The 22,460-nt window shown below is 71.3% G+C and carries 22 protein-coding genes; 14 read left to right on the top strand and 8 right to left on the bottom strand.

Annotation, left to right across the window (positions count from 1 at the left end; translation table 11 throughout):
* The first annotated feature begins 22 nt into the window (after positions 1–22).
* Positions 23–1,228, top strand: a complete 1,206-nt coding sequence (locus QWZ14_RS21900) for a class I SAM-dependent rRNA methyltransferase (RefSeq protein WP_290319043.1) — start codon at positions 23–25, stop codon at positions 1,226–1,228.
* Positions 1,225–1,614 carry a DUF3293 domain-containing protein gene (locus tag QWZ14_RS21895; RefSeq protein WP_290319042.1) on the top strand — a complete coding sequence of 130 codons (390 nt, stop codon included), beginning with the start codon at positions 1,225–1,227 and terminating at the stop codon, positions 1,612–1,614. The genes QWZ14_RS21900 and QWZ14_RS21895 overlap by 4 nt, the downstream gene beginning before the upstream one ends.
* Here QWZ14_RS21895 and QWZ14_RS21890 read toward each other — a convergent pair.
* From QWZ14_RS21890 to QWZ14_RS21880, 3 genes are read right to left on the bottom strand one after another with little or no spacing between them, the layout of a single operon-like run.
* Positions 1,605–2,693, bottom strand: a complete 1,089-nt coding sequence (locus QWZ14_RS21890) for a patatin-like phospholipase family protein (protein ID WP_290319041.1) — start codon at positions 2,691–2,693, stop codon at positions 1,605–1,607. The genes QWZ14_RS21895 and QWZ14_RS21890 overlap by 10 nt on opposite strands.
* Positions 2,693–3,487 (bottom strand): 3-hydroxybutyrate dehydrogenase, encoded by a 795-nt coding sequence (locus QWZ14_RS21885; RefSeq protein ID WP_290319040.1) that lies wholly within the window; start codon positions 3,485–3,487, stop codon positions 2,693–2,695. Before QWZ14_RS21885 ends, QWZ14_RS21890 begins: the two co-directional genes overlap by 1 nt.
* A gap of 39 nt (positions 3,488–3,526) precedes the next feature.
* The gene (locus QWZ14_RS21880) at positions 3,527–4,981 is read right to left on the bottom strand and encodes a dihydrolipoyl dehydrogenase family protein (protein ID WP_290319039.1); all 1,455 of its coding nucleotides are present in this window, start codon (positions 4,979–4,981) and stop codon (positions 3,527–3,529) included.
* Between the two features lie 232 nt (positions 4,982–5,213).
* On the opposite strand from QWZ14_RS21880, the gene rpmH reads away from it, so the two are divergent.
* From rpmH to argB, 6 genes are all read left to right on the top strand, one after another.
* A complete protein-coding gene (gene rpmH, locus QWZ14_RS21875) occupies positions 5,214–5,348 on the top strand; it encodes a 50S ribosomal protein L34 (RefSeq protein ID WP_290319038.1) in 135 nt (44 codons plus the stop codon).
* Between the two features lie 21 nt (positions 5,349–5,369).
* Positions 5,370–5,741, top strand: coding sequence for a ribonuclease P protein component (rnpA, locus tag QWZ14_RS21870; RefSeq protein WP_290319037.1), 372 nt, complete (start codon positions 5,370–5,372; stop codon positions 5,739–5,741).
* A complete protein-coding gene (gene yidD, locus QWZ14_RS21865) occupies positions 5,738–6,016 on the top strand; it encodes a membrane protein insertion efficiency factor YidD (RefSeq protein WP_290319036.1) in 279 nt (92 codons plus the stop codon). Before rnpA ends, yidD begins: the two co-directional genes overlap by 4 nt.
* Positions 6,017–6,025: 9 nt before the next feature.
* Positions 6,026–7,822, top strand: coding sequence for a membrane protein insertase YidC (yidC, locus tag QWZ14_RS21860; protein WP_290319035.1), 1,797 nt, complete (start codon positions 6,026–6,028; stop codon positions 7,820–7,822).
* Positions 7,822–8,523: a ribosome biogenesis GTP-binding protein YihA/YsxC gene (gene yihA / locus QWZ14_RS21855; RefSeq protein WP_290319034.1), complete on the top strand. Its 702-nt coding sequence runs from the start codon at positions 7,822–7,824 to the stop codon at positions 8,521–8,523. The genes yidC and yihA overlap by 1 nt, the downstream gene beginning before the upstream one ends.
* 100 nt (positions 8,524–8,623) lie before the next feature.
* Positions 8,624–9,508 (top strand): acetylglutamate kinase, encoded by an 885-nt coding sequence (gene argB, locus QWZ14_RS21850; RefSeq protein WP_290319033.1) that lies wholly within the window; start codon positions 8,624–8,626, stop codon positions 9,506–9,508.
* 14 nt (positions 9,509–9,522) lie between these two features.
* Here argB and QWZ14_RS21845 read toward each other — a convergent pair whose 3' ends face one another.
* The 3 genes from QWZ14_RS21845 to QWZ14_RS21835 all read right to left on the bottom strand — a co-directional run bounded on the left by QWZ14_RS21845 (position 9,523) and on the right by QWZ14_RS21835 (position 13,735).
* The gene (locus QWZ14_RS21845) at positions 9,523–10,326 is read right to left on the bottom strand and encodes a class II aldolase/adducin family protein (protein ID WP_290319032.1); all 804 of its coding nucleotides are present in this window, start codon (positions 10,324–10,326) and stop codon (positions 9,523–9,525) included.
* Between the two features lie 86 nt (positions 10,327–10,412).
* Positions 10,413–12,017 carry a GMC family oxidoreductase gene (locus QWZ14_RS21840; protein WP_290319031.1) on the bottom strand — a complete coding sequence of 535 codons (1,605 nt, stop codon included), beginning with the start codon at positions 12,015–12,017 and terminating at the stop codon, positions 10,413–10,415.
* An 11-nt stretch (positions 12,018–12,028) separates the two neighbouring features.
* Positions 12,029–13,735 (bottom strand): GMC family oxidoreductase, encoded by a 1,707-nt coding sequence (locus tag QWZ14_RS21835; RefSeq protein WP_290319030.1) that lies wholly within the window; start codon positions 13,733–13,735, stop codon positions 12,029–12,031.
* A gap of 122 nt (positions 13,736–13,857) precedes the next feature.
* Here QWZ14_RS21835 and mdoH point away from each other — a divergent pair, with 122 nt between their 5' ends.
* Together mdoH and QWZ14_RS21825 are read left to right on the top strand one after the other, a co-directional pair.
* Complete coding sequence (mdoH, locus tag QWZ14_RS21830; protein WP_290319029.1) at positions 13,858–15,513, top strand: glucans biosynthesis glucosyltransferase MdoH; 1,656 nt, start codon at positions 13,858–13,860, stop codon at positions 15,511–15,513.
* 30 nt (positions 15,514–15,543) lie between these two features.
* On the top strand, positions 15,544–16,824 hold the full coding sequence (locus QWZ14_RS21825; protein WP_290319028.1) for a phospholipase D-like domain-containing protein: 1,281 nt from the start codon (positions 15,544–15,546) through the stop codon (positions 16,822–16,824).
* Here the strand turns inward: QWZ14_RS21825 and QWZ14_RS21820 are convergent.
* Positions 16,821–17,573 (bottom strand): SDR family NAD(P)-dependent oxidoreductase, encoded by a 753-nt coding sequence (locus QWZ14_RS21820; RefSeq protein WP_290319027.1) that lies wholly within the window; start codon positions 17,571–17,573, stop codon positions 16,821–16,823. The two genes, QWZ14_RS21825 and QWZ14_RS21820, sit on opposite strands and share 4 nt — an antisense overlap.
* Before the next feature lie 75 nt (positions 17,574–17,648).
* Between QWZ14_RS21820 and QWZ14_RS21815 the strand changes: the two genes are divergently transcribed.
* Positions 17,649–18,149: a VOC family protein gene (locus QWZ14_RS21815; protein ID WP_290319026.1), complete on the top strand. Its 501-nt coding sequence runs from the start codon at positions 17,649–17,651 to the stop codon at positions 18,147–18,149.
* Between the two features lie 16 nt (positions 18,150–18,165).
* Positions 18,166–18,924: an SDR family NAD(P)-dependent oxidoreductase gene (locus QWZ14_RS21810; protein ID WP_290319025.1), complete on the top strand. Its 759-nt coding sequence runs from the start codon at positions 18,166–18,168 to the stop codon at positions 18,922–18,924.
* On the opposite strand, the gene QWZ14_RS21805 is transcribed toward QWZ14_RS21810, so the two are convergent.
* Positions 18,925–20,148 (bottom strand): alpha/beta fold hydrolase, encoded by a 1,224-nt coding sequence (locus tag QWZ14_RS21805; RefSeq protein ID WP_290319024.1) that lies wholly within the window; start codon positions 20,146–20,148, stop codon positions 18,925–18,927.
* Positions 20,149–20,244: 96 nt separating this feature from the next.
* Here QWZ14_RS21805 and QWZ14_RS21800 point away from each other — a divergent pair, with 96 nt between their 5' ends.
* Both QWZ14_RS21800 and QWZ14_RS21795 read left to right on the top strand, forming a co-directional pair.
* Complete coding sequence (locus QWZ14_RS21800) at positions 20,245–21,300, top strand: Ldh family oxidoreductase (RefSeq protein ID WP_290319023.1); 1,056 nt, start codon at positions 20,245–20,247, stop codon at positions 21,298–21,300.
* On the top strand, positions 21,297–22,415 hold the full coding sequence (locus QWZ14_RS21795; RefSeq protein ID WP_290319022.1) for a glycosyltransferase family 4 protein: 1,119 nt from the start codon (positions 21,297–21,299) through the stop codon (positions 22,413–22,415). The genes QWZ14_RS21800 and QWZ14_RS21795 overlap by 4 nt, the downstream gene beginning before the upstream one ends.
* Positions 22,416–22,460 lie beyond the last annotated feature (45 nt).

Here is a 22,460-nt window from a genome sequence, read left to right as displayed (position 1 = left end):
GCGCTGCAAGGCGGGCGCCGCCATGGTCCGCCGCCTGATGCAAACCTTCCCGCACCCGCTGATCCGCCTGCTTCCCCGCCACGACCGCCGGGTCAAGGCCGGCCATCCCTGGACCTTCTCCAACGAGATCGCCATGACCCCGGCGGCCAGGGCATTGCCACCGGGCAGCCCGGTGCGGCTGGAGGGCGACGACGGCGTCTCCCACGGCACCTGGCTGTTCAACCCGCACAGCCTGATCGCCGCCCGCCGGCTGGACCGCGACCCCGCGGCGGCGGTCGACCTCGCCTGGGTGCGCGGGCGCCTCGCCACCGCGCTGGCCCTGCGCGAGCGGCTGTATGACACCCCCTACTACCGCCTGATCCATGCCGAGGCGGATGGCATGCCCGGCCTGGTCATCGACCGCTACGGCGATGCGCTGGCGCTGCAGGCCAATACCGCGGGGATGGAGGCACTGACCCCGCTGCTGGTCGAGGCACTGACCGAACTGCTCTCGCCCCGCCTCATCATCGCCCGCAACGATGCCAGCGTCCGCACGCTCGAGGGCCTGGCGGAGGAGACGAAGGTACTGCTGGGGGAGGGCGGCTCGGTGCTGGCGGAGGAGGGCGGGCTGCGCTTCTCCGCCGACCTGCTCGGTGGCCAGAAGACCGGCTGGTTCTTCGACCAGCGGGAGAACCGCGACCGGGTGGCGAAGCTGGCCGCCGGCGGCACCATGCTGGACGCCTTCTGCCACACCGGCGGCTTCGGCCTGCGCGCCGCCGCGGCCGGGGCGACGCAGGTGACGCTGCTCGACCGCAGCGCCCATGCGCTGGAGCTGGCCTATGAGACCGCCAAGGCCAATGGCCTGGGCGAGCGCATCATCGGCCGCCGGGCGGAGGCGCTGGAGGAGCTCGAGCGCCTGGGCAACGCCGGTACCCGCTTCGACTTGGTGGTGGCCGACCCGCCGGCCTTCGCCAAGCAGCGCAAGGACCAGCCGAACGCGCTGCGGGCCTATGCCAAGCTGGCGCGGATGGCGGCGACCCTGGTGGCGCCCGGCGGCTTCCTGTTCATCGCCTCCTGCAGCCACCACGTGGCGCCGAGCGAATTCGCCGAATCCGTCATCTGGGGTCTGGGCCGGGCCAGGCGGGACGCCAAGCTGCTGTTCCAGGGCGGCGCCGGGCCGGATCACCCGATCCATCCGCAGTTGCCGGAAAGCGCCTACCTCAAGGGCATGCTCTTCCAGCTGACATGAGCGACCGGCTGCTGGCCGCCTATCGCCGCAGCACCTACGAGGCGGCCGGCGCCGTGGCCCGCATCGGCCGGCGCAGCGCGGCGGTGGATGTTCTGCTGGCCCGGCTCGGCGTGCGGGCGGGGGGCTTCGTCACCGCCTGGAACCCTTTCAGCCACCGGCGGCCGGACGGCTGGAATGCCCGGATGCTGCAACGGCTCGCGACCGCGACCCGCCGCCTGCCGAGCGCGCCCGGCCAGGGCGGCGCCGGCCGCTGGCGCGAGGCACACCTTTTGGTCGGCGCCGACCCGCGCCGGCTGCTGGTCCTGGCCCGCCGCTTCCGCCAGGCCGCGATCGTCACCGTGGCGCGGGGCCAGCCGGCCCGCCTGCGGCTGCTCCGCTACAGGTAGCGCTGGATATCCAGGGTGCTTTCCTTGCCCAGCGTGTCGAAGTGGCTGGCCAGGAAGCGGTCCGCCGCTTCCCGCCCGTAGCGTCGCAGGATCTGCAGGAATTCCCAGTCGCCGTTCAGCTTGGTGCTCAGCTTGAAGCCGCGCATCCGGTCCTCGTCCTCGATGACGTGCAGGAAGATGCGGCGGTAGCGCGGCTGCTCCAGCCGGCCGCCGTCCAGCAGCCGCTGGACGAAGTCGATCGCCCGCATCTCCGCCATCAGCGAGGCATTGAAGCTGATCTCGTTCAGCCGGTTCATGATGTCGGCGGCATTGGTCGGCAGCTCGTCGCGGACGATGGCGTTGATCTGCACCAGCACGATGTCGGGCGCGCCGCGCTCGTAGTACAGCGGCCAGAGCGCCGGGTTGCCGACATAGCCGCCGTCCCAGAAGGCCTCGCCCTCGATCTCCACCGCCCGGAACACGTTGGGCAGGCAGGCCGAGGCCAGCACGACGTCGGTGCTGACCTCCGCCCGGTTGAAGACCCGCGGCTTGCCGGTCCGCACGTTGGTCGCCGAGATGAAGAGCCGGATCGCCCTGGGGTCGGTGCGCAGGCGCTGCCAGTCGAGGTTGTCGTCCACCACCTTGCGCAGCGGGTTGAAGTCCCCGGCGAAGGGGTTGATCTGGTAGGGCGAGAAGACCCGGGTCAGCGTCTCGAAGGCCTGGTAGGCCAGCGAGTAGGTCATGTCATGGCCCCAGAGGGCCTTCTCGAAGGGCGTGTTGCGCATCGGGCTGCGCGCCAGCCCCTGCGCCACCTCGCGCCACATCTTGCCGAGGGCCTTGATGGCGCCCTGCGGCCCGCCATCGGCCAGGCCCTGGACGAAGACCGCGGCATTGATCGCCCCGGCCGAGGCACCGGAGACGCCGTCGAAGACCAGCCGGTCGTCCTCCGCCAGCCGTTCCAGCACGCCCCAGGTGAAGGCGCCGTGGGTGCCGCCGCCCTGCAGTGCCAGGTTGACCCGCTTGGTGGCCACCGGCCTCGCCACCGCGGGCGAGGCCAAATCCTGCGGCACGATCGGAGCGCCGCCCGAAGCGTCGTCCATCAGGCCGCCAGCCAGCCGCCATCGATCGACAGGGCGGCGCCGTTCACCCCGCCGCTGCCGGGGCCGACGAGATAGAGCGCCATGCGCGCCACCTCATCCACCTCGATCCAGCGCTTGGAGGGCTGCTTCTCCAGCAGGAGATCCTCCAGCGCGGCCTGCTCCGAGACGTTGTGCGCCTTGGCCAGCGGGCCGACCTGGGCCTCGGCCAGCGGAGTGCGGACGAAGCCGGGGCAGATGGCGTTGCAGGTGATCGGCAGCTTGGCGACTTCCAGCGCGACCGTCTTGGTCATGCCGACCACCGCATGCTTGGCCGAGACGTAGGCGACCTTCTGCGGCGAGGCGACCAGGCCGTGCGCCGAGGCGATGTTGACGATCCGCCCCCAGTTGCGCGCCTTCATGCCCGGCAGCGCAGCCTTGATGGCGTGGAAATTGGACGCGAAATTGATGGCGATGATGGCGTCGAATTTATCATCGGGGAATTCGTCGACCGGCGCGACGAACTGGATGCCGGCGTTGTTCACCAGGATATCGACCGAGCCCAGCGCCGCCTCGGCATCCTTCACCATCTGCCGCACCGCTTCCGGCTTGGACAGGTCGGCGGCGGAATAGGGCGCCTCGGCCACGCCCATGGCGGCGCCGATCTCGGCCCGGGCCCTGGCGATTTCCTCCGGCTTGCCGAAGCCGTTCAGCATGACCTTGGCCCCCGCCTGGGCATAGAGCAGGGCGATGCCGTGGCCGATGCCGCTGGTGCTGCCGGTGATCAGCGCGGTCCGTCCGGCGAGAGATTGTTCCATGAAAGCAGGCTCCGAAGTTCGCAGTTGCAGCATGAACGCTCAGGGCAGGCGTTTCAGCAAGCCGATTAGCCGCTTCGTGAAGGGCGAGAGAAGTTTCGGCGTGTAATGGGCGCCGGCGGCGCGCTTGGCCGCCTCGGCCAGGGTGGGGTAGGGCAGCACCAGCCCGGCCAGGGCCGAGAGCGGCAGCCCGCGGTCGATCATCAGCCCGAACATCCCGGCCATCTCCCCGGCCCGCGGCGCCAGCAGCCCGGCGCCGAGCAGCTTGCCGGACCTGCTGATGACCAGCTTCACCATGCCCTCGGTGCGCGCCTCGGCGATGGCCCGGTCGTTCTCGGCGAGCGTCCAGCGTTGCACGGTCACCTCCTCGTGCCCCTGCTCGCGGGCCTCGGCCTCGGTCAGGCCGATCTGCGCCAATTCCGGATCCGTATAGGTGACCCGGGGGAGGGCGGCGTAGCCGACCTTGGTGAAGGGCAGGCGGAACAGCATCGACCGCACCAGGATGCCGGCATGCTGGCTCGCCACATGGGTGAAGGCGCGCGGCCCGATGCCCCGGGGGTCGGCGATGTCGCCCACCGCCCAGACACGCTTGTTGGACACCGAGCGCAGGTCGGCGCCGGTGACGATCCCGCGCGGCCCCGCCTCCACCTGGGCGGTCGCCAGGTCGAGCCCGGCCAGCCGCGGCGCCCGGCCGACCGCCAGCAGCAGATGCGTGCCGGCGATGCGGCTGCCGTCCTCCAGCACCGCGATCACCCCGGCCACCGCCGCCTTGCTGTTCGGCTCGAGCTGCTCGACCCGGGTGACCTTCACCCCCTCGCGGAACTCGACGCCATCGGCCACCAGGGCGGCACGCAGCCCCTCGACCAGTTCCGGGTCCTCGCGGATCGCCACCCGCGGAGCGGCCTCCAGCACCGTCACCAGGCAGCCGAGGCGGGCATGCGCCTGGGCCATCTCCAGCCCGATCGGCCCGCCGCCCAGGATGATCAGGTGCCCCGGCGGCTCCTCCAGCCCGAACAGCGTCTCGTTGGTCAGCCAGGGCACCCCGTCGAGTCCCGGCAGGTCCGGCACGACGGCGCTGCTGCCGGCGGCGATCACCGCCCGGCGGAAACTCAGGCTCCGCCCGCCGGCCTCGATCCGGTCGGGGGCGGTGAAGCAGGCGGAGGCCTGGATCACCTCGACGCCGAGGCCGGTGAAGCGCTCCACGCTGTCGGTCGGCGCGATCCGGGCGATGGCGCCCTGGACATGCGCCCTGACCCCGGCCCAGTCGATCTCGGGCTCCGGCAGGCGGATGCCGTAGCGATGCGCCGCCCGGGCCTCGGCCGCCGCGTGCCCGGCGGCCAGCAGCGCCTTGGACGGCACGCAGCCGTAGTTGAGGCAGTCGCCCCCCATCCGGCCTCGCTCGATGAGCGCCACCTTCAATCCCAATCCGGCCGAAATGGCCGCGACCGAAAGTCCGGCCGCTCCGGCGCCGATGACCACCACGTCGAAATCCGGCATCTGCAACCCCGCTGCGCAAGCTGCCCGCGGTTACGCCATGCGGCGGCGCGGCACCAGTCCGGCCTGCCGAAACCGTGGGAGGACGCGCGGCCGATTGACGCGCCCCCATCCCTCTCCCTATACGTCCCTCCCTTCGCCGGGACCCACACGCAAGGGTCGCCGGCCGCCCGCGCAGCGCCGCCCCATTCCGGGGTCTGGCGAAACCGGGCGTTTTCCTGTCGGAGACCGAGCCGTGAAGCGTACCTACCAGCCCTCCAAGCTCGTCCGGAAGCGCCGGCATGGCTTCCGTGCCCGCACGGCGACGGTCGGCGGCCGCAAGGTGCTGGCCAACCGCCGCGCCAAGGGCCGCAGCAAGCTCAGCGCCTAAGGCATCCGGAGGGATCCCTGCATGCCGGGCCGCCTTTCCCGGCTGACCCGGCGCAGCGAATTCCTCCGCGTCGCCGGACGTGGCCGCAAGGCCGCGCGACCAGCCCTGGTGCTGCAGGCCCTGCCGCAGCCCGAGGGGCCGGTGCGGGTCGGCTTCACCGCCACCAAGAAGATCGGCAACGCCGTGGTGCGCAACCGTGCCAAGCGCCGCCTGCGCGCCGCCGCCCGGCTGACCCTGGCCGATGCTCCGCCGCCGCAGGGCTGGGACCTCGTGCTCATCGCCCGCGACGGCACCGGCAGCCGGCCCTGGGACAAGCTCATGGCGGATCTGCGCGGCGCCTTGCGCCATATCGGCGTGGTCCCGGCCGGGCCGGCCGCGGATCCGGCACCATGACCGCCGGTGCGCCGCACCCCGGCACCTGGGCGCTCAAGGGCGCGGTCCTCGCCTACCAGTACACGCTGCGGCCGGTGCTCGGCTGCAACTGCCGCTTCTATCCCTCCTGCAGCGATTATGCGCTGGAAGCCCTCGGCACCCATGGCGCCCTGCGCGGGGCCTGGTTCGCCGGCCGCCGCATCCTCCGCTGCAACCCCTGGCATCCCGGCGGCTACGACCCAGTCCCCCTCTCTCCTGGGGCCGGTGCCGCAATCCAGCCCGTCCCGAAAGGCTGACCCCGTTCCATGGACCAGAAGCGCCTCCTTGTGGCGATTGCCGCTTCCATCGGCATCCTGCTGCTTTTCGACATGTTCAACCGCCCGGCGCGGGACGCCCAGCGGGCCCAGCAGCAGCAGGCCGCCCAGGTCCAGCAGCCCGCCCCCACGCCCGGTCCGCCCGGTCCGCTGCGCGCCCCGACGGATGCCTCGCCGGCCGCCGGCGAGCCGCGGACCCCGGCCGCCCGGCTGCCGGTCGAAGGCCCGCGCGTCGAGGGGACTCTGTCGCTCCGCGGCGCCCGGCTGGATGATCTGGTGCTGCGCAACTACCACGAGACGGTGGACCGCAACTCGCCGCTGGTGCGCATCCTCGCCCCGCGGGAGGGCTCGGCCCCCTACTACGCCCAGTGGGGCTGGACCGCGACCGATGGCCGCACCAAGGTCCCGGCCAACGACACCGACTGGACCGTGGATGCGGGCGCCCGGCTGACCCCCGCCACCCCGGTCACCCTGCGCTGGGACAATGGCGAGGGCCAGCTCTTCGAGATCGCCCTGACGCTGGACGAGAACTACCTCGTCACCGCCGAGCAGCGGGTCCGCAACACCGCCGCCGAGCCGGTCCAGCTGCTGCCCTGGGCCCGGGTCCGGCGCGAGAGCACGCCGCCGACCCAGGGCTTCTACATCCTGCACGAGGGCTTCGTCGGCGTGCTCGACGGACGGCTGCGGGAAGCCACCTACGCCACCGCGAAGAGCGACGGCGCCAAGGCCAATGGCGTAGCGCTGGACCAGGAGACCGGCGCCGGTTGGGCCGGCTTCACCGACAAGTACTGGCTCGCCGCCCTGTCGCCGGCCAACCCGGCCATCCGCACCCGCACCGCTTTCCGCCACGTCTCGGATGCCGGGCCGCGCGGGCCGGAGGACCGCTGGCAGGTCGACATGGCCGCCACCAGCCCGATCAGCGTCGCCAACGGCGCCACCTCCGTCCTCGGCACCCGGCTGTTTGCCGGCGCCAAGGAGGTGAAGCTGCTGGATGCCTACCGCGACAACCTCGGCATCCCCGACTTCGACAAGGCGATCGACTTCGGCTGGTTCTACTTCCTGACCAAGCCCTTCTTCTACGCGCTCGACTGGCTGTTCCTGCTGATCGGCAACTTCGGCGTCGCCATCCTGATCTTCACCGTGGCCCTGAAGGCGGCCTTCTTCCCGCTCGCCAACAAGGCCTACAAGTCCATGAGCCGGATGAAGATCCTCGGTCCGAAGATGACCGAGATCCGGGAGCGCCATAAGGAAGACCCTGCCAAGGCGCAGCAGGAGATGATGGCGCTCTACAAGACCGAGAAGATCAACCCGGCCTCGGGCTGCCTGCCCATCCTGATCCAGATCCCGGTCTTCTTCGCCCTCTACAAGGTGCTCTTCGTCACCATCGAGATGCGGCACGCGCCCTTCTTCGGCTGGATCCACGATCTTTCGGCGCCTGACCCGACCAACCTGTTCAACCTCTTCGGGCTGATCCCCTACGACCCGACGCAGCTGACGCACTATCTGCACATGCCGGCCTGGGCGCTGATCATGGGCGCCACCATGTTCTTCCAGCAGAAGCTGAACCCGCAGCCGCCGGACCCGATCCAGGCCAAGATCTTCCAGTGGATGCCGATCATCTTCACCTTCATGCTGGCCAGCTTCCCGGCCGGGCTGGTGATCTACTGGTCGTGGAACAACCTGCTGTCGATTGCGCAGCAGCGCTACATCATGTCGCTCGAGGCCAAGCGCGGCGGCGGCAAGCCTGCCCCCGCCGCCCCGGCGCTGGCGAAACCGAAGAAGGGCTGATGACCGGCCAATTCCTCCCCGTCCACCCCGCCGTCCTGGCGGGGGGACTTTCGGAAGCGAGAACCGAGCAGGACCGCGCGGCCCTGCTCGAGGCCGGGCGGCTGCTCTTCGCCAAGCCCTGCGAGTTCTTCTACGCCTCGCAGAAGATCGACCAGCTGCCCCCCGCGGAAGGCCCCGAGATCGCCTTCTGCGGCCGCTCCAACGTCGGCAAGTCCTCGCTGGTCAATGCGCTGACCGGGCACAACGCCCTGGCCCGCGTTTCCCACACACCGGGCAGGACCAAGCAGCTGAATTTCTTCAACCTCGGCGACCGGCTGACCCTGGTGGACATGCCGGGCTATGGCTATGCCCAGGCCTCCAAGGCGGTGAAGGAGGACTGGCAGGGGCTGATGTTCGACTTCCTGCGCGGCCGTCCCACCCTGCGCCGGGTCCTGCTGCTGCTGGACGCCCGGATCGAGACCAAGCCGGCCGACCGCATGGCCATGGAATTGCTGACCGATGCGGCGGTGCCTTTCCAGATCGTCGTCACCAAGGCCGACGACGCCAAGCCCTGGTGGCTGAAGCAGCGCATCGCCGAGGCCGAGGAGCTGGCCCGGTCGCATACCGCGGGGCATCCGATGGTGCTGGTGACCAGCAGCCATACCGGTGGCGGCATTCCGGAACTGCGGGCCGAGATGGCCTCCCTGGCGCGGCCGGCCTGAGGCAGCCCGGCGGCGCCCGCCGCCGAAACCCGGCATCGGCCGGCTTGCCAATCGCCCAATCTCCGCTACAGCGAATGCGCCATCCGCTGGAGCCGGCCCGATGACCGACAATCCCCTCGATGCCATGAAGACCCTGGCCGGCGCACTGCCATTCCTGAAGCGCTACGACGACCAGATCATCGTGGTGAAGTACGGCGGTCATGCCATGGGGGAGGAGGAGACCGCCCTCCGCTTCGGCCGCGACATCGCGCTGCTGGAGCAGGTCGGCGTCAGCCCCGTGGTGGTGCATGGCGGCGGCCCGCAGATCAACGCCATGCTCAAGCGGCTCAACGTGCAGTCCACCTTCGTGCAGGGGCTGCGCGTCACCGATGCCGCCATGCTCGACGTGGTCGAGATGGTCCTGGCCGGGCCGGTGAACAAGCAGGTCGCCCAGGCCATCACCCGCGCCGGAGCGCTCGCGGTCGGCATCTCCGGCAAGGACGGCGGGCTCATCAAGGCACGCAAGGTCACCCGTACCGTGCGCGACCCGGAGTCGAGGATCGAGCAGGTGCTCGACCTCGGCTTCGTCGGCGAGCCGGCCGAGGTCGATACGAAGGTGCTGCGGCTGCTGATCGGCGCCGACATCATCCCGGTGGTCGCCCCGGTCGGGGTCGGCGAGGATGGCCAGACCTACAACATCAACGCCGACACCGTGGCCGGCGCGATCGCCGGCGCGCTGGGCGCCGAACGCCTGCTGATGCTGACCGACGTCGCCGGCGTGAAGGGCCCCGATGGCGTCCTGATCCCGGAGATGACGGTCGCCGAGGTGATGGCCGGGATCGAGGCCGGCTGGATTTCCGCCGGCATGATCCCGAAGGTCGAGACCTGCATCTACGCCATCGAGCGCGGCGTGAAGGGCGCCGTCATCCTCGACGGCCGCGTCCCCCATGCGGTGCTGCGCGAGCTCTTCACCGACGGCGGCGCCGGCACGCTCATCAAGCCCTGACGCCGGCGCCGGGATCAGGACCAGTAGGGCGGGAAGCCCGAGGAAGCCTGCTCGGCCTCCAGCAGCCGCAGCATCGCGTGCCATTCCAGCACGCCATAGGGCCGTCGCGTGCCCGGCTGGTAGAGGTGCGCGGTGCGCTTGAGGATCTCGGCGCCGGGCATGGTCAGCTCGGTCCGTGCCGCCATCGCATCCACCTGCGCCCGGCAGGCCATCTCCAGCTGGTACAGGGTGTTGAAGGCCTGCGGCAGGGTCGCGCCGCAGGTCAGCAGCCCGTGGTTGCGCATGATCAGCGCGTCATGCGGGCCGAGGTCGGCGACGATCCGCTCCCGCTCCGCCAGGTCGACCGCCGGGCCTTCGTAGGCGTGGTAGCCGAGGTGGCCGACGAAGCGCATCGTCGTCTGGGTCAGCGGCAGCAGGCCGCATTCCATCGAGGCGACGGCCATCCCCGCCCGCGTATGCGTATGGATCACCGCCGCCACATCCGGCCGCGCCTTGTGGATGGCGCCATGGATGACGTAGCCGGACTTGTTGATGCCGTAGTCGGTCTCCGGCTTCCAGAGGATGTTGCCCTCGACATCGATCCGGGCGAGCGAGGTCGCGGTGATCTCCTTGTAGAGGAGGCCATAGAGGTTGATCAGCAGGTGGTCGGTGCCGGGAATCCGCAGGGTGATGTGGTTGTAGATGAGGTCGGTCATGCCGTAGCGGTCGACCAGCCGGTAGCAGGCCGCGAGGTCGAGCCGCGCCTGCCATTCCTCAGGGCTCACCTGGTCCCGGATGCTCGGCCAAGCCGTGCCGTAGCGCGATGCGACTGCGTCCATCCTGCCTGTTCCTCCTGCGGCCCTGGGCGGGCAACATGCGGCATCGCGGCGCCGCCCGCCAGCCGCCGCGCCCCGGCGCCGGGCGGCTAGACGGCCCGCCGGATCGCGGCCGCGGCCTTTTCCGCCGTCATCAGCACCGCCGGGTGGATGTTGGAGGACGGCACCAGCGGGAAGACCGAGGCATCCACCACCCGGAGGCCCTGCACCCCGCGCACGCGCAAATCGGTATCGACCACGCTGCGCTCGTCGCTGCCCATGCGGTTGGTGCCGCAGGGGTGGTACACGGTGGTGCCGGACTGGCGGATGTAGTCCAGCATGGCCTCGTCGCCCTCGGTCGCCGGGCCGGGGCTGTCCTCCGTGCGGATCAGCCCGGCGAAGGGCTCGGTCTGCGAGATGCGGCGGCCGAGCTTGGCCGCTTCCAGCATGATGCGGACGTCGCTGGCCGCGGTCAGGTAATTCGCCTGGATGCGCGGCTTGTCCGCGACATCCGGCGAGCGGAGGGTGAGTTCGCCGCGGCTGTCCGGCCGGCACTGGCAGAAGTTGAAGGTGAAGCCCGGCTGCTTCGACAGCGCCGCCGCCGAGGTCGCCTGGTTGTCGAGGCTGTAGTTGACGAATTGGTACTGCACCTCGGCCTCCTCGGAGCCGGGCAGGACCCGGGCAAACAGGCTGGCCTCCGAGGCGCCGATCGCCATCTGGCCGCGCCGGCGCAGCGCGTAGTCGAGGCCGAGCTGCGCGGTCTTCAGCGGATTGGCCATGAACTCGTTCAGCGTGCCGCAGGGCTTGGTGCGGAAGGCGAAGCGGATCATGAAGTGGTCCTGCAGGTTGCGCCCCACCTCCGGCGCATGGACCTTCGTCTCGATGCCGAGGGACTGCAGCGCGGCGCCGTCGCCGATGCCCGACAGCATCAGCATCTTCGGGCTCTCGATGGCGCCGGCCGAAAGCAGCACCTCGCGCTTCGCCCGATGGATGCGCTCGACGCCATCCGGCCCGCGCACCGCGACGCCGACGGCGCGGTTGCCCTCGAGGATGATGCGCTGGCCGACCTGCTCGGTATGCACGACGAGGTTCGGCCGGCCGAGCGCCGGGCGGAGATAGGCCACGGCAGGGCTCCAGCGGCGGCCCTTGTGAACATTGAGCTGGTTGGGGGCGACGCCCTCGAACCATTCGCCGTTGTTGTCGCGGTTGCGGGCGAAGCCGAGCTGCTCGCAGGCGGCGACGAAGGCACGGCAGCCGGGGGAGGGGGCGGGGACCTCGCCGACCCGGACCGGGCCGTCCTTGCCGCGGTACTCGCTGGCCTCGCCCGCGAAGTTCTCGAGCTTGCGGAAATAGGGCAGGCACTCCTCATGCGACCAGCCGCGGGCGCCGGATTGCGCCCAGCGGTCGTAGTCGCGCGGGCTGCCGCGCAGGAAGACCAATCCGTTGACGCTGCCGGAGCCGCCGATGACCCGGCCGCGCGGCCAGTAGACGCTACGGCCGCCCAGCTCGGGCTCCGCCTCGGTCTGGTAGTTCCAGTCGTACTTGCGGGTGACGTAGAGGCGGGCGAAGCCCATCGGGATATGGATCCAGGGGTTGCGGTCCCAGGGCCCGGCCTCCAGCAGCACGACCTTCACCGCCGGGTCCTCCGAGAGGCGCGCGGCGAGGACGCAGCCGGCGGAGCCGCCGCCCAGGATCACGTAGTCGGCGTCTTCCATGGCGTTCATCCTCAGTGCCCGGCGATGATGGCATCGGCCATCTTCTCGGCAGTCATCAGCGTGGGGAAGTTGGTATTGGCGCAGGGCACGACGGGGAAGATGGAGGCATCGACCACCCGCAGCCCGTCGATGCCGCGCACCCGGCCGGCGGGATCGACCACCGCCATCGGGTCGCCCTCGGCGCCCATGCGGCAGGAGCAGGAGGCGTGCCAAACGCCGATGACGGCGCCGCGGATGAAGGCCTCGGCGGCGTCGTCGTCGGCCATGACCTCCTCGAAGCGGTAGCCCTCGACGATGACCTTCTCGATCAGCGCCTTGCGCAGGGAGGCCGGGCCGTCGAGCAGGGCGGCGACGGCCTTGGTGATCAGCCGGTTCTTGGTGTTGACCACGCCGATCTTGCGCACGCGGTCGGTATAGCTGGCGGGGAAGGGGTTGCTGGTGACCTCGGTGAGCGGGCCACTGAGATGCATGGCGCCGAGGCGGCGGAAGCCGTCCATCAGCCGCTCCATGTCGCGGCGGTCGGACAGCAGGTTGAACTCCACCTGCGGCTCATCGGCGACGCTGCGCGAGGCGAGGCGGACCTGGCCGGTCTCGGAGAAGGTCTTGTTCACGAAGAGCACCATGGCGGAGACCTGCTCGCCCACCGCATGCCAGGCGGATTTGCTGGCGGCGGCGACGAACATGTCGCAGGGCGGCGCCTCGCCGATGCCGGAGGAATAGCGCATGCCGACGAGGATGTGCCGCCGCGTCAGGTCGCGCATGCGGGCTTCCGGGTGGATGAAGGCCGAGAGCGAGATGGAGGGATGGTCCATCAGCCCCTGGCCGACGCCGGGCAGCGCGGCGCGGACCTCGATGCCCATCTCCTTCAGATGGCCGACCGGGCCGATGCCGGCGCGCATGAGATGCGCCGGGGAATGGATGGCGCCGCAGGAGAGGATGACCTCCTTCGCGTGGAATTCCTGCAGCCGGCCGGCGACGCGGGCGCGGATGCCGGTGCACTGGCTGCCCTCGAACAGCAGCGCCTCGACCGTGGTGCTGGTCGAGATGGTCAGGTTCTCCCGCTGCCGGGTCGCCGGGTCGAGGTAGCCGATGGCCGCCGAGACGCGGCGGTCGTAGGCATTGGAGATGGTGATGGGGAAATGACCCTCCTTGAACTCGCCGTTCTGGTCGGCAAGGTAGGGGTAGCCCGCGGCCTCGAAGGCGGCGGCGGCGGCCTTGGCATGGGGGTTCCAGAGATCCTGGAAGATGCGGCGGACCGGGATGCGGCCCTCGTTGCCGTGGAAGGGGCCGGTGAAGTCCATGTCCCGCTCGACCTTGCGGAAATAGGGCAGGCAGCTCTCCCAGTTCCAGCCGGTGGCGCCGCGCTGCTCCCACTCGTCGTAGTCCCAGGGGGCGCCGCGATTGGCGAGCTGGCCGTTGATGGAGGAACCGCCGCCCAGCACCCGCGCCTGCTCGTACTTCCGCAGCGGCGGGCGGGTGGCCTCGGGCGCGTTGTGCTGCACCACCTGGGTCTGCACCCGCAGCGCGTTCCAGTGGAAGCGCGGGTCGAAGTAGACGGTGCCGGGGTAGCTGTCGAGGATCTCCGGCGGGACCTTGCCATGCGGCGTGTCCTGCCCGGCCTCGCAGAGCAGGACCTGGTGGCTGCTGCGGGCCGAGAGCCGGTTGGCCAGGACCGAGCCAGCCGAGCCGCCGCCGACGATGATGGTATCATAGACCATTGCGGTCGCTTCTCCCCCAAGCTTTTCCAGCAGTCTCGGGACAGCGGGGCCGAAGCGCAAGCCAGGGGAGAGGGCGGCTCGCGCTTCCCAATTTCGCCATGCCGGCGCGCTAGGCTGTCTCCATGCCGATCCGCCGCCTGGGCTTCGCCCTGCTCGTCCTCGCCCTGACGTCGCTGCTGCTCTGGCTGGCGGTCCGCACCCTGGCGCCGGGCGGCTGGACTCCGTGGGAGGTGCTGCTGCTGGCCTGCTTCTCCGGCACCGCCCCCTGGACCGCGCTCTGCGCCGGCAATGCGTTGGTCGGCGGGGCGATCCTGCTGCGGGCCCCCGCACCGCCGGCCGCGGTGCTGCGGGCTAGGCCCGCTACCGGCATCCTGCGGACGGCCATCGCCGTCTGCATCCGCAACGAGGACATGCAGCAGGTGCTGCCACCGCTGGCCCGGCTGCTGGAGGGGCTGGCCGCGGCCGGGGTGGCGGAGCGCTTCACCCTGTGGCTGCTCTCGGACACCCAGGACCCGGCCGCGGTGGCGGCGGAGGAGGCGGCGATCGCCGCCTTCCGCGCCACGCACCCGGCCGTGCGCTACCGCCGGCGGGAGGCCAATACCGGCTTCAAGGCCGGCAACGTCATGGACTTCCTCGACCACCATGCCGGCGATGCGGCGCTGATGCTCAGCCTCGATGCCGACAGCGAGATGACGGCGGCGGCGGTGCTGCGGCTGGTCGCCTGCATGGAGGCCGACCCGCGCCTGGCGATCCTGCAGCAGCTCATCGTCGGGCGGCCGGCGACGGCGGCCTTCCCGCGGCTGTTCCAATTCGGCATGCGGGCGGGGATGCGGAGCTGGGCGACCGGCCAGGACTGGTGGCAGGGCGGCGATGGCCCCTACTGGGGGCACAATGCCATCCTCCGCATCGAGCCCTTCCGCCGCCACTGCCGGCTGGAGGCGCTGCCGGACGGCAGCCCCATCCTGTCGCATGACCAGGTGGAGGCGGTGCGGCTGCATGCCGCCGGCTGGAAGGTCTGCTGCCTGCCGGAGGAGGCCGGCAGCATGGAGGGCAACCCGCCGGCGCTGCCGGAATTCATGGCCCGCGACCTGCGCTGGGCGGCGGGCAATATGCAGTATTTCGCGCTCTTCCGCCTGCCGGGGATGACCTGGATGGGGCGCTGGCAGCTGGCCCAGGCGATCCTGCTGTTCCTCGGCGCGCCGCTCTGGGTCGGCGTGCTGGTCTTCGCCGTGCTGAACGTGGCGGGCGGCGGCGGCGCGGCGACCCCCGGCGGCTGGCTGGCGCTGCTGATGGCGGCAAGCTGGGCCATGCTGCATGCGCCGAAGCTGGTGGGATATGCCGAGGTGCTGCTGAAGACCGAGCTGGCGGCGCGCTACGGCGGGCGGTGGGCCTTCCTGCGCGGGGCGGTGGCGGAGCTGGCCTTCACCACCCTGCTGGACCCCGTCAGCATTTTCAACAAAGCGATGTTCCTGGCGGCGCTGCCCTTCGGGGTGAAGCCCGGCTGGGCGCCGCAGAACCGGGCGGACCGCGGCGTGGGCTGGGCGGATGCGGCACGGCTGCTCTGGCCGCATGCCGCCTTCGGCGCGCTGGTCCTGGCCCTGCTGCTGGCGGCGGCGGCGCGGGCGGCCTGGTGGGCGCTGCCCTGGACGGCCGGGCTGCTGCTGGCGGTGCCGCTCTGCGTCCTCACCGCGTCACCGGCGGTCTCGGCGGCGCTGCGGCGCCGCGGCGTGGCGGCCACGCCGGAGGAGCTGGAGGCTGCTCGCGTATTGCTGAAATGAAACGAAGCGGGCGGGCCGCGTTGGGCCGGGATGACCCATTCCCGTACCACCCGGCGGGCCGTGTTGGCCGGCCTGCCGGCACTCGCCGCCTGCGCCCGGATCCCCGTCCTGCCGGATGGTCCCGAGGACCCGATGGAGCGGCACGCCCTGCTGGTCGAGCAGCTCGATGGCGCGCCGCTGCTGGCCGGCAACAAGGTCGACGTGCTGGATGGCGGGGTGGCGATGTTCGAGGCGGCCTTCCGCGCGATTGCCGGGGCGACCGACCATGTGAACCTCGAATTCTACATCCTGCAGGATGTCCGCATCCCCGGCACCGAGGGGCCTTCCTTGTTCGGGCTGCTGCTGCTGAAGCTGGCGCAGGGCGTGGCGGTGACCATCATCCACGACGGCTACGGCTCGCTCGGCAGCGATTTTGGGCCGTTGCGGGCGGCCGGCGCGCGGACGCTGGAATTCCATCCGCTGGACCCGACCGCGGCGAAGACCGGCTGGCGGCCGAACAACCGGGACCACCGCAAGATGCTGATCGTGGATGGCCGCCTCGGAATCATGGGCGGGATCAACCTAGACCATGTCTATGAGAATCCCTGTGGCACCGGGGCACCGGAGCCAGATACCGAGGCCGCCTGCTGGCACGATACCTCCATCCGCATCGAGGGGCCGACCGTCGGCGCCATGCAGACGCTCTTTCTCGAAACCTGGGCGAAGGAGCACGGCGAGGCGCTGCCCCCGCGCAACTGGTTCCCCGTCCTGGCCTCGCCCGGGCCGGCGCGCATCCGGATGCTGGGCAGCGCGCCTGGGGAGAAGCGGCCGCGCTACTACGTCACCCTGCTGACCGCGATCGCCGCGGCGCGCAGCAGCCTCTGGCTCTGTACCGGCTATTTCGTGCCGACCTGGCAGCAGCGGCGGGCGCTGCGGGCGGCGGCACGGCGCGGGGTGAAGGTGCGGCTGCTGCTGCCGCATGTCAGCGACAGCCCGCAGGCCCTGGATGTGCAGCGTGGCACCTACGACGACTTGCTGGAGGCCGGCGTCGGGATCCACGAGATCGGCGATGGCGTGCTGCATGGCAAGGTCGCGGTGGTCGATGGCGTCTGGTCGGCCATCGGCTCCTCGAACCTCGATTACCGCAGCGTGGCCTGGAACAACGAGGTGGATGCCATCGTGCTGGGACGGGACACGGCGCAGGCGCTGGAACGCATCCTGGCACGCGAATTCGCCCGCGGGCGGCCGATCGAGCTGCACCAGTGGCGGCAGCGCGGCATCGTGCCGCGGCTGCGCGAACTTTCCTCCCGGATCATGGAGGACCTGCTTTAGGTGAGGAAGGCGCCGCCGTTCACATGGATGGTCTGGCCGGTGACGTAGCCGCCCTCCGGCCCGACCAGCATCCGCACCACGCCAGCGATCTCCTTGACCGAGCCCTTGCGCTGCAGCGGGATGCCGCGCTCGGCCAGCGTCGCCGGCATGGCGCCGGCGGAGGCGCCGCGCTGCGTGTCGATGCTGCCGGGGGAGACGCTGTTGCAGCGGATGCCATGCGGCGCAAGCTCCACCGCCAGCGCCCGCATCAGCCCCTCCAGCCCCGACTTTGAGGCGGAGACATGCACCCGGTTCGGCGTGCCGACATGGGTCGAGATGCCGGAGAGGCCGACGATGGCGCCGCCGCCGCGCCTGATCATCTGCGGCGCCACCGCGCGGGAGAGGATGAAGGCGCCGTCGAGGGCGACCGAGAGGATCTCCTTCCACTCCGCCAATTCCATCTGCAGGAAGGGCGTCTGCCGCCGCAGCCCGGCGTTCAGCACCGCGATGTCGACGCCGCCGAGGCTGGACTCGATCGCCGCCATCATCCGGGCGACCGCGGCCTCGTCCGAGACATCGGCCTGCTGCGCCAGGGCCTGGCCGCCAAGGGCATTGATCTCGGCGACCACCGCCTGGATCGCCGCCAGGTCCGAGCGGCCGTTCACCACCACCGTGGCGCCGTCCTTGGCCAGTTGCAGCGCAATCGCCCGGCCGATGTTCTTCCCCGCGCCGGTCACCAGCGCGACCTTGCCATCCAGAACGCCTGCCATATTCGCCTCCCGCTATGGGGGTGGTAGACCATCGGGGCGGCCCGGCTTCAAGAGGCTGCCGAGAGGGAGGGGGCCATGGCGCCGCTGGTGCAGAACATCACCCAGGTCGGGATCGTGGTCCGCGACCTGGACAAGGCGTTGGACCAATATGCCAACAGGCTCGGGGTCGGGCCCTGGCGGGTCTATACCTATGCGCCGCCGAAGCTGACGGGGATGCGCATCCGCGGCATCGAGACGCCCTACAGCATGAAGCTGGCGCTGGCCTGGACCAACGAAATGATGTGGGAGCTGATCCAGCCGCTGGAGGGGCCCTCGATCTACCAGGAATTCCTGCGCGACCATGGCGAGGGCATCCACCATGTCATGGTGGACTACGGCGACCGGACCCTGGCCGAGACCACGGCGGAATTCACCGCCCGCGGCTGGCCGCCGGTCATGGAGGGGAATTACCTCGGCAGCCAGTTCGCCTATTACGAGACCGAGGGCAGCCTGACCACGACGATCGAGGTGCGGTATTCCGCACCGGGCTGGCAGCGGCCGGAGCCGGACTACTGGTACCCGGCGGCGCCGAAATGACAGGGGAGAGACGGGCATGGCGGAATTGACGGGCAAGGTGGCCTTGGTCACCGGCGGCGGGCGCGGCCTCGGCGAGGGCATCGCCCGGGCGTTGGCGGCCGAGGGCGTGGCGGTGATGCTGGTGGCGCGGGATGCGGCGGCGATCGGTGCTGTCGCGGCCGGCATCGTCGCGGCCGGCGGCCGGGCGGAATCCATGGCCTGCGACGTCGCGGACTACGCCGCGGTCGAGGCGGTGGTGGCGGCGACGCGGGCGAAGCTGGGCGGGCTCGACATCCTCATCAACAATGCCGGCGTCATCGACCCGATCGCCGAGATCGCCGTCTCCGACCCAGGCGATTGGGCGCGCAACATCACCATCAACCTGGTGGGCGCCTACAACGTGGTGCGGGCGGTGCTGCCGGGGCTGCTGGCGGGCGGCGGCGGGACCATGGTGAACATCTCCTCCGGTGCCGCCTACCGGCCGCTGGAGGGCTGGAGCGCCTATTGCTCGGGCAAGGCGGGGCTGGCGATGCTGACCAAGGCGATCGCGCTGGAGACCGCCGGCAAGGGCATCCGTATCTTCGGCTTCTCCCCGGGCACCATCGATACCGAGATGCAGGTGAAGATCCGGGCCTCGGGGATGAACGTCATCAGCAAGATCCCCCGCGCCGAGCTCTCGCCGGTGGCGCATGCGGTCAGCGGCCTGCTGTACCTCTGCACCAAGGCTGCCGACGACATGCAGGGCGAGGATGCCTCGATGCGCGATGAGGCCTTCCGGCGCCGCCTCGGCCTCTGATCAGCCGCGCAACTCGTCCAGCACCGGCAGCAGGTGCCGGGCGAAGAGCGGCGGGTTCTCGGCGAAGGGGAAGTGCCCGATCCCCGGCATCATGGCGAAGCGCGCGCCGGGGATGAGCGCGGCTGTCGCCGCGGAATGCTCTGCGGTGCAGGAATAGTCGTATTCGCCGGTCAGCATGAACAGCGGGCAGCGGCGTGTGTCGATGCGGTGGACGCGGTCGCGGGCGTCCCATTCGCCGCTGTAGAAATCGATGTCGCGGGCGAAGGTGGCGTGGCCGCCCTGGCTGTAGTGCCACCAGACGTCGGTGGCGCAGGCGGCCGGGCTTTGGGGGGCCACCAGCCCCTCGATCCATTCGGGGGTGAAGACCATCTGGTCGACCTGCGGGTGCTCGGCCCAGCCCGTCTTGCGGCCCTCGATATGGGCGCTGGCCTCGCAGGCGATGATGCCGCCGAAGGCCTCCGGGTGGCGGAGAGCCAGTTCCAAGCAGATCTCGCCGGACATGGAGGCGCCGAGCACCACGGGCCGGTGCAGCCCGGCGGCGCGGATGACGCCCATGATGATCTCGACGTAGCGGTCCGTCGTCAGCCGCCAGTCGCCCGGCTGCGACCCAGGAGGCGGCGGGGACTTGCCGTGCCAGGGCAGATCGAAGGCGGTCAGCCGCCAGTCACGGGTGAGGCGCGGATCGGCCATCAGCCGGTGGAACTGGCGGCCATCGGCGCCGGCGGTATGCAGGCAGAGCAGGTCGCGGCCGGTGCCGGCGCTCTCGGCATGGATCCGCCAGTCGGTGCCATCGGCATGGACGGGGAGGTAGCGGCCGGTGATCTCGGCGGGCGGGGGCTCCGCCAGGGCCGGGCGCAGGCTGGCGGGGGTAGGGCCGGCGTTCCCGGCGCGGATCCAGCGGCCGATCTCGAGCAGGCGGCGGGCCGGGCGGCAGTGCTGGATGAAGGCCAGCTCATCGCCGCCGAGGACGAATTCCGGCACCCGCATCCGCAGCGCGAAGATCGAATGGTGGTGCCGCGGCGGGATCGGCTGCAGGACCTTGTCCCAGACCGCCTTGGGGGCCGAGAGGCTGAACTCCGGGCCGCCGGCGCCGAGGGGGAAGGCCAGCGCGCGGCCGCCGATCCGGATGACGCAGCGCGCCGCGGCGCCGCGGCACCAGCGGGCCAGCACCGCATCCTCCGCCGCCGCCTGTTGCCAACGGGCCGCAATGGCGTCCTCGATCATCCGCTTGGTCTCCCCCGGGCCGATCCTACACCCGGCTTGGCTTGACGAAACCGGGGGCGCGGTCGACGAACGACCCCCACCCTCGCCGAGGCCCGCATGACCCGCTACGCCCCTGCCGCCCTGACCGGCTTCGCCGCCGCCCTGTTCGAAGCCGGCGGCATGGAGCCGGCCAAGGCCGCCACCGTCGCCGAGGTGTTGGTCGAGGGCGACCTGATGGGCCACGACACCCATGGGCTGGCGCTGCTGCCGCCCTACCTCGATGGCCTGGCCAGCGGCGACATGCTGGGGCAGGGGGAGCCGGAGGTGCTGTCCGGCACGCCCGTCGTCGAGACCTGGGACGGCCGCAAGTTGCCGGGGCCCTGGCTGGTGCGGCAGGCGGGGGATCTGGCCTCGGCCCGGGCGGCTGTGTTTGGCTTGGCGGCGGTCTCGATCCGCCGCTGCCATCATATCGGCTGCTTGGCCGCCTATCTGCCGCGGGTGGTGGAGCGGGGGCAGGTGATGCAGGTCTGGTCCTCGGACCCGGCGACGGCCTCGGTCGCGCCCTGGGGCGGCACGCGGCGGGTGATCACGCCGAACCCGCTGGCGGCCGGCTGGCCGGGCAAGGACGGGCCTGTGATGATCGACGTCTCGATGTCCATCACCACCAATGGGATGACGGCGCGGCGGCGGGGGGAGGGGACGCGCTTCCCCTTCGATGCCCTGCTGGACGCGGAGGGCGCGCCGACCGCGGACCCCAATGCCTTCTTCACCGACCCGGCCGGCACCCTGCTGCCGCTGGGCGGCATGGCGGCGGGGCACAAGGGCTTCGGCCTGGGGCTGCTGGTGGAGGCGCTGACCTCCGGGCTTTCCGGCCAGGGCCGGGCGGAGAATCCCGGCGGCTGGGGCGCCAACGTGCTGGTGCTGGTGATCGACCCGGCCCGCTTCGGCGGCACCGAGGGCTTCCTCCGCGAAAGCGGCTGGATGGCCGATGCGGTGCACACGAACCCGCCGGTCAAGGGCGGCCCGGCGCCGCGCCTGCCCGGGGAACGCGCCTGGCAGCGCCGCAGCGCGGCCTTGGCTGAGGGCGTGGCGCTGCACCCCTCCATCCCGCCGATGCTGGCGGCGCGCGCCCAGGCGGCCGGGATCGCCGCGCCGGTGCCGCTTCCCGCATGAGCTTCCCGACGGTGTTGCAGGTGCTGCCCGCCCTGGTCTCGGGCGGGGTGGAGCGGGGGACGCTGGAGATCGCCGAGGCGATCGTCGGCGCCGGCGGCCGGGCGCTGGTCGCCTCGGCCGGCGGGCCGCTGGTCGGGCGGCTGGAACGGCTGGGCGCGCGCCACGTGACCCTGCCGCTGAAGGCGAAATCGCCGCTTGGCGTCTGGCGCAACGCGGCATCGCTGGTGAAGCTGGTGACGGTGGAGAAGGTCTCGATCATCCATGCGCGCTCTAGGGCGCCGGCCTGGTCGGCGCTGCTGGCGGCGCGGCGGACGGGGGCGCATTTCGTCACCACCTATCACGGCACCTACAACGCCGGTTATCCCGGCAAGCGCTGGTACAATTCGGTCATGGCGCGGGGCGAGCGAGTGATCGCCATCAGCGAGCACATCGCGGCCCACCTGCGGGCGGCGCATGGCACCGACCCCGCGCGCATCCGCATCATCCCGCGCGGCGTCGATCCGCGGCGCTTCGACCCGGGGTTGGTGCCGGCGGAGCGGCTGGCGGCGCTGCGCGAGGAATGGCACCTGCCGGAGGGCCGCCCGGTGGTGATGCTGCCGGGCCGGCTGACCCGCTGGAAGGGCCAGCTGGTGCTGGTCGAGGCGCTGGCGAAGCTCGGCGGCGATGCCATGGCGGTGCTGGTCGGCGATGGCGGCTCGGCCTTCCGGGCGGAGCTGACGGCGCGGGCCGAGGCGTTGGGCGTGGCGGGGCGGCTACGGCTGGTCGGCCATGTCGACGACATGGCCTCGGCGCTGCTGCTGGCGGATGTGGTGGTGCATGCCTCGACCGATGCCGAGGCCTTCGGCCGCACGGTGATCGAGGCGCAGGCGATGGGCCGCGCGGTGGTGGCGGCCGATCTCGGCGGGCCGCGCGAGACGGTGGCGGAGGGCGTCACCGGCTGGCGGGTGCCGCCGGGCGATGCGGCGGCCCTGGCCGCGGCGCTGGGCCGGGTGCTGGCGATGCCGGACGCGGCGCGCGCGGCGATCGGCGCGGCGGCGCGGGCGCATGTGCTGGCGTGCTACAGCACGCGGGCGATGCAGGACGCGACCTTGGCGGTCTATCGGGAATTGGTGTGACCGAACGTATTCTCGTCATCAAGCTCGCTGCCCTCCCGCGGCGGA

It is taken from the genome of Paeniroseomonas aquatica (assembly GCF_030409335.1).
Classification (GTDB): domain Bacteria; phylum Pseudomonadota; class Alphaproteobacteria; order Acetobacterales; family Acetobacteraceae; genus Belnapia; species Belnapia aquatica.
The sequence above is the reverse complement of the archived record's forward strand: the minus strand, read 5'-3'. Positions and strand labels throughout refer to the sequence as shown.

Excerpts from the sequence above, each read along its gene's own strand:
- QWZ14_RS21900 (WP_290319043.1), top strand. The coding sequence starts at position 23 with ATGGTCCGCCGCCTGATGCAAACCTTCCCGCACCCGCTGATCCGCCTG.
- QWZ14_RS21895 (WP_290319042.1), top strand. The coding sequence starts at position 1,225 with ATGAGCGACCGGCTGCTGGCCGCCTATCGCCGCAGCACCTACGAGGCG.
- QWZ14_RS21890 (WP_290319041.1), bottom strand. The coding sequence starts at position 2,693 with ATGGACGACGCTTCGGGCGGCGCTCCGATCGTGCCGCAGGATTTGGCC.
- QWZ14_RS21885 (WP_290319040.1), bottom strand. The coding sequence starts at position 3,487 with ATGGAACAATCTCTCGCCGGACGGACCGCGCTGATCACCGGCAGCACC.
- QWZ14_RS21880 (WP_290319039.1), bottom strand. The coding sequence starts at position 4,981 with ATGCCGGATTTCGACGTGGTGGTCATCGGCGCCGGAGCGGCCGGACTT.
- rnpA (WP_290319037.1), top strand. The coding sequence starts at position 5,370 with ATGCCGGGCCGCCTTTCCCGGCTGACCCGGCGCAGCGAATTCCTCCGC.
- yidD (WP_290319036.1), top strand. The coding sequence starts at position 5,738 with ATGACCGCCGGTGCGCCGCACCCCGGCACCTGGGCGCTCAAGGGCGCG.
- yidC (WP_290319035.1), top strand. The coding sequence starts at position 6,026 with ATGGACCAGAAGCGCCTCCTTGTGGCGATTGCCGCTTCCATCGGCATC.
- yihA (WP_290319034.1), top strand. The coding sequence starts at position 7,822 with ATGACCGGCCAATTCCTCCCCGTCCACCCCGCCGTCCTGGCGGGGGGA.
- argB (WP_290319033.1), top strand. The coding sequence starts at position 8,624 with ATGACCGACAATCCCCTCGATGCCATGAAGACCCTGGCCGGCGCACTG.
- QWZ14_RS21845 (WP_290319032.1), bottom strand. The coding sequence starts at position 10,326 with ATGGACGCAGTCGCATCGCGCTACGGCACGGCTTGGCCGAGCATCCGG.
- QWZ14_RS21840 (WP_290319031.1), bottom strand. The coding sequence starts at position 12,017 with ATGGAAGACGCCGACTACGTGATCCTGGGCGGCGGCTCCGCCGGCTGC.
- QWZ14_RS21835 (WP_290319030.1), bottom strand. The coding sequence starts at position 13,735 with ATGGTCTATGATACCATCATCGTCGGCGGCGGCTCGGCTGGCTCGGTC.
- mdoH (WP_290319029.1), top strand. The coding sequence starts at position 13,858 with ATGCCGATCCGCCGCCTGGGCTTCGCCCTGCTCGTCCTCGCCCTGACG.
- QWZ14_RS21825 (WP_290319028.1), top strand. The coding sequence starts at position 15,544 with ATGACCCATTCCCGTACCACCCGGCGGGCCGTGTTGGCCGGCCTGCCG.
- QWZ14_RS21820 (WP_290319027.1), bottom strand. The coding sequence starts at position 17,573 with ATGGCAGGCGTTCTGGATGGCAAGGTCGCGCTGGTGACCGGCGCGGGG.
- QWZ14_RS21815 (WP_290319026.1), top strand. The coding sequence starts at position 17,649 with ATGGCGCCGCTGGTGCAGAACATCACCCAGGTCGGGATCGTGGTCCGC.
- QWZ14_RS21810 (WP_290319025.1), top strand. The coding sequence starts at position 18,166 with ATGGCGGAATTGACGGGCAAGGTGGCCTTGGTCACCGGCGGCGGGCGC.
- QWZ14_RS21805 (WP_290319024.1), bottom strand. The coding sequence starts at position 20,148 with ATGATCGAGGACGCCATTGCGGCCCGTTGGCAACAGGCGGCGGCGGAG.
- QWZ14_RS21800 (WP_290319023.1), top strand. The coding sequence starts at position 20,245 with ATGACCCGCTACGCCCCTGCCGCCCTGACCGGCTTCGCCGCCGCCCTG.
- QWZ14_RS21795 (WP_290319022.1), top strand. The coding sequence starts at position 21,297 with ATGAGCTTCCCGACGGTGTTGCAGGTGCTGCCCGCCCTGGTCTCGGGC.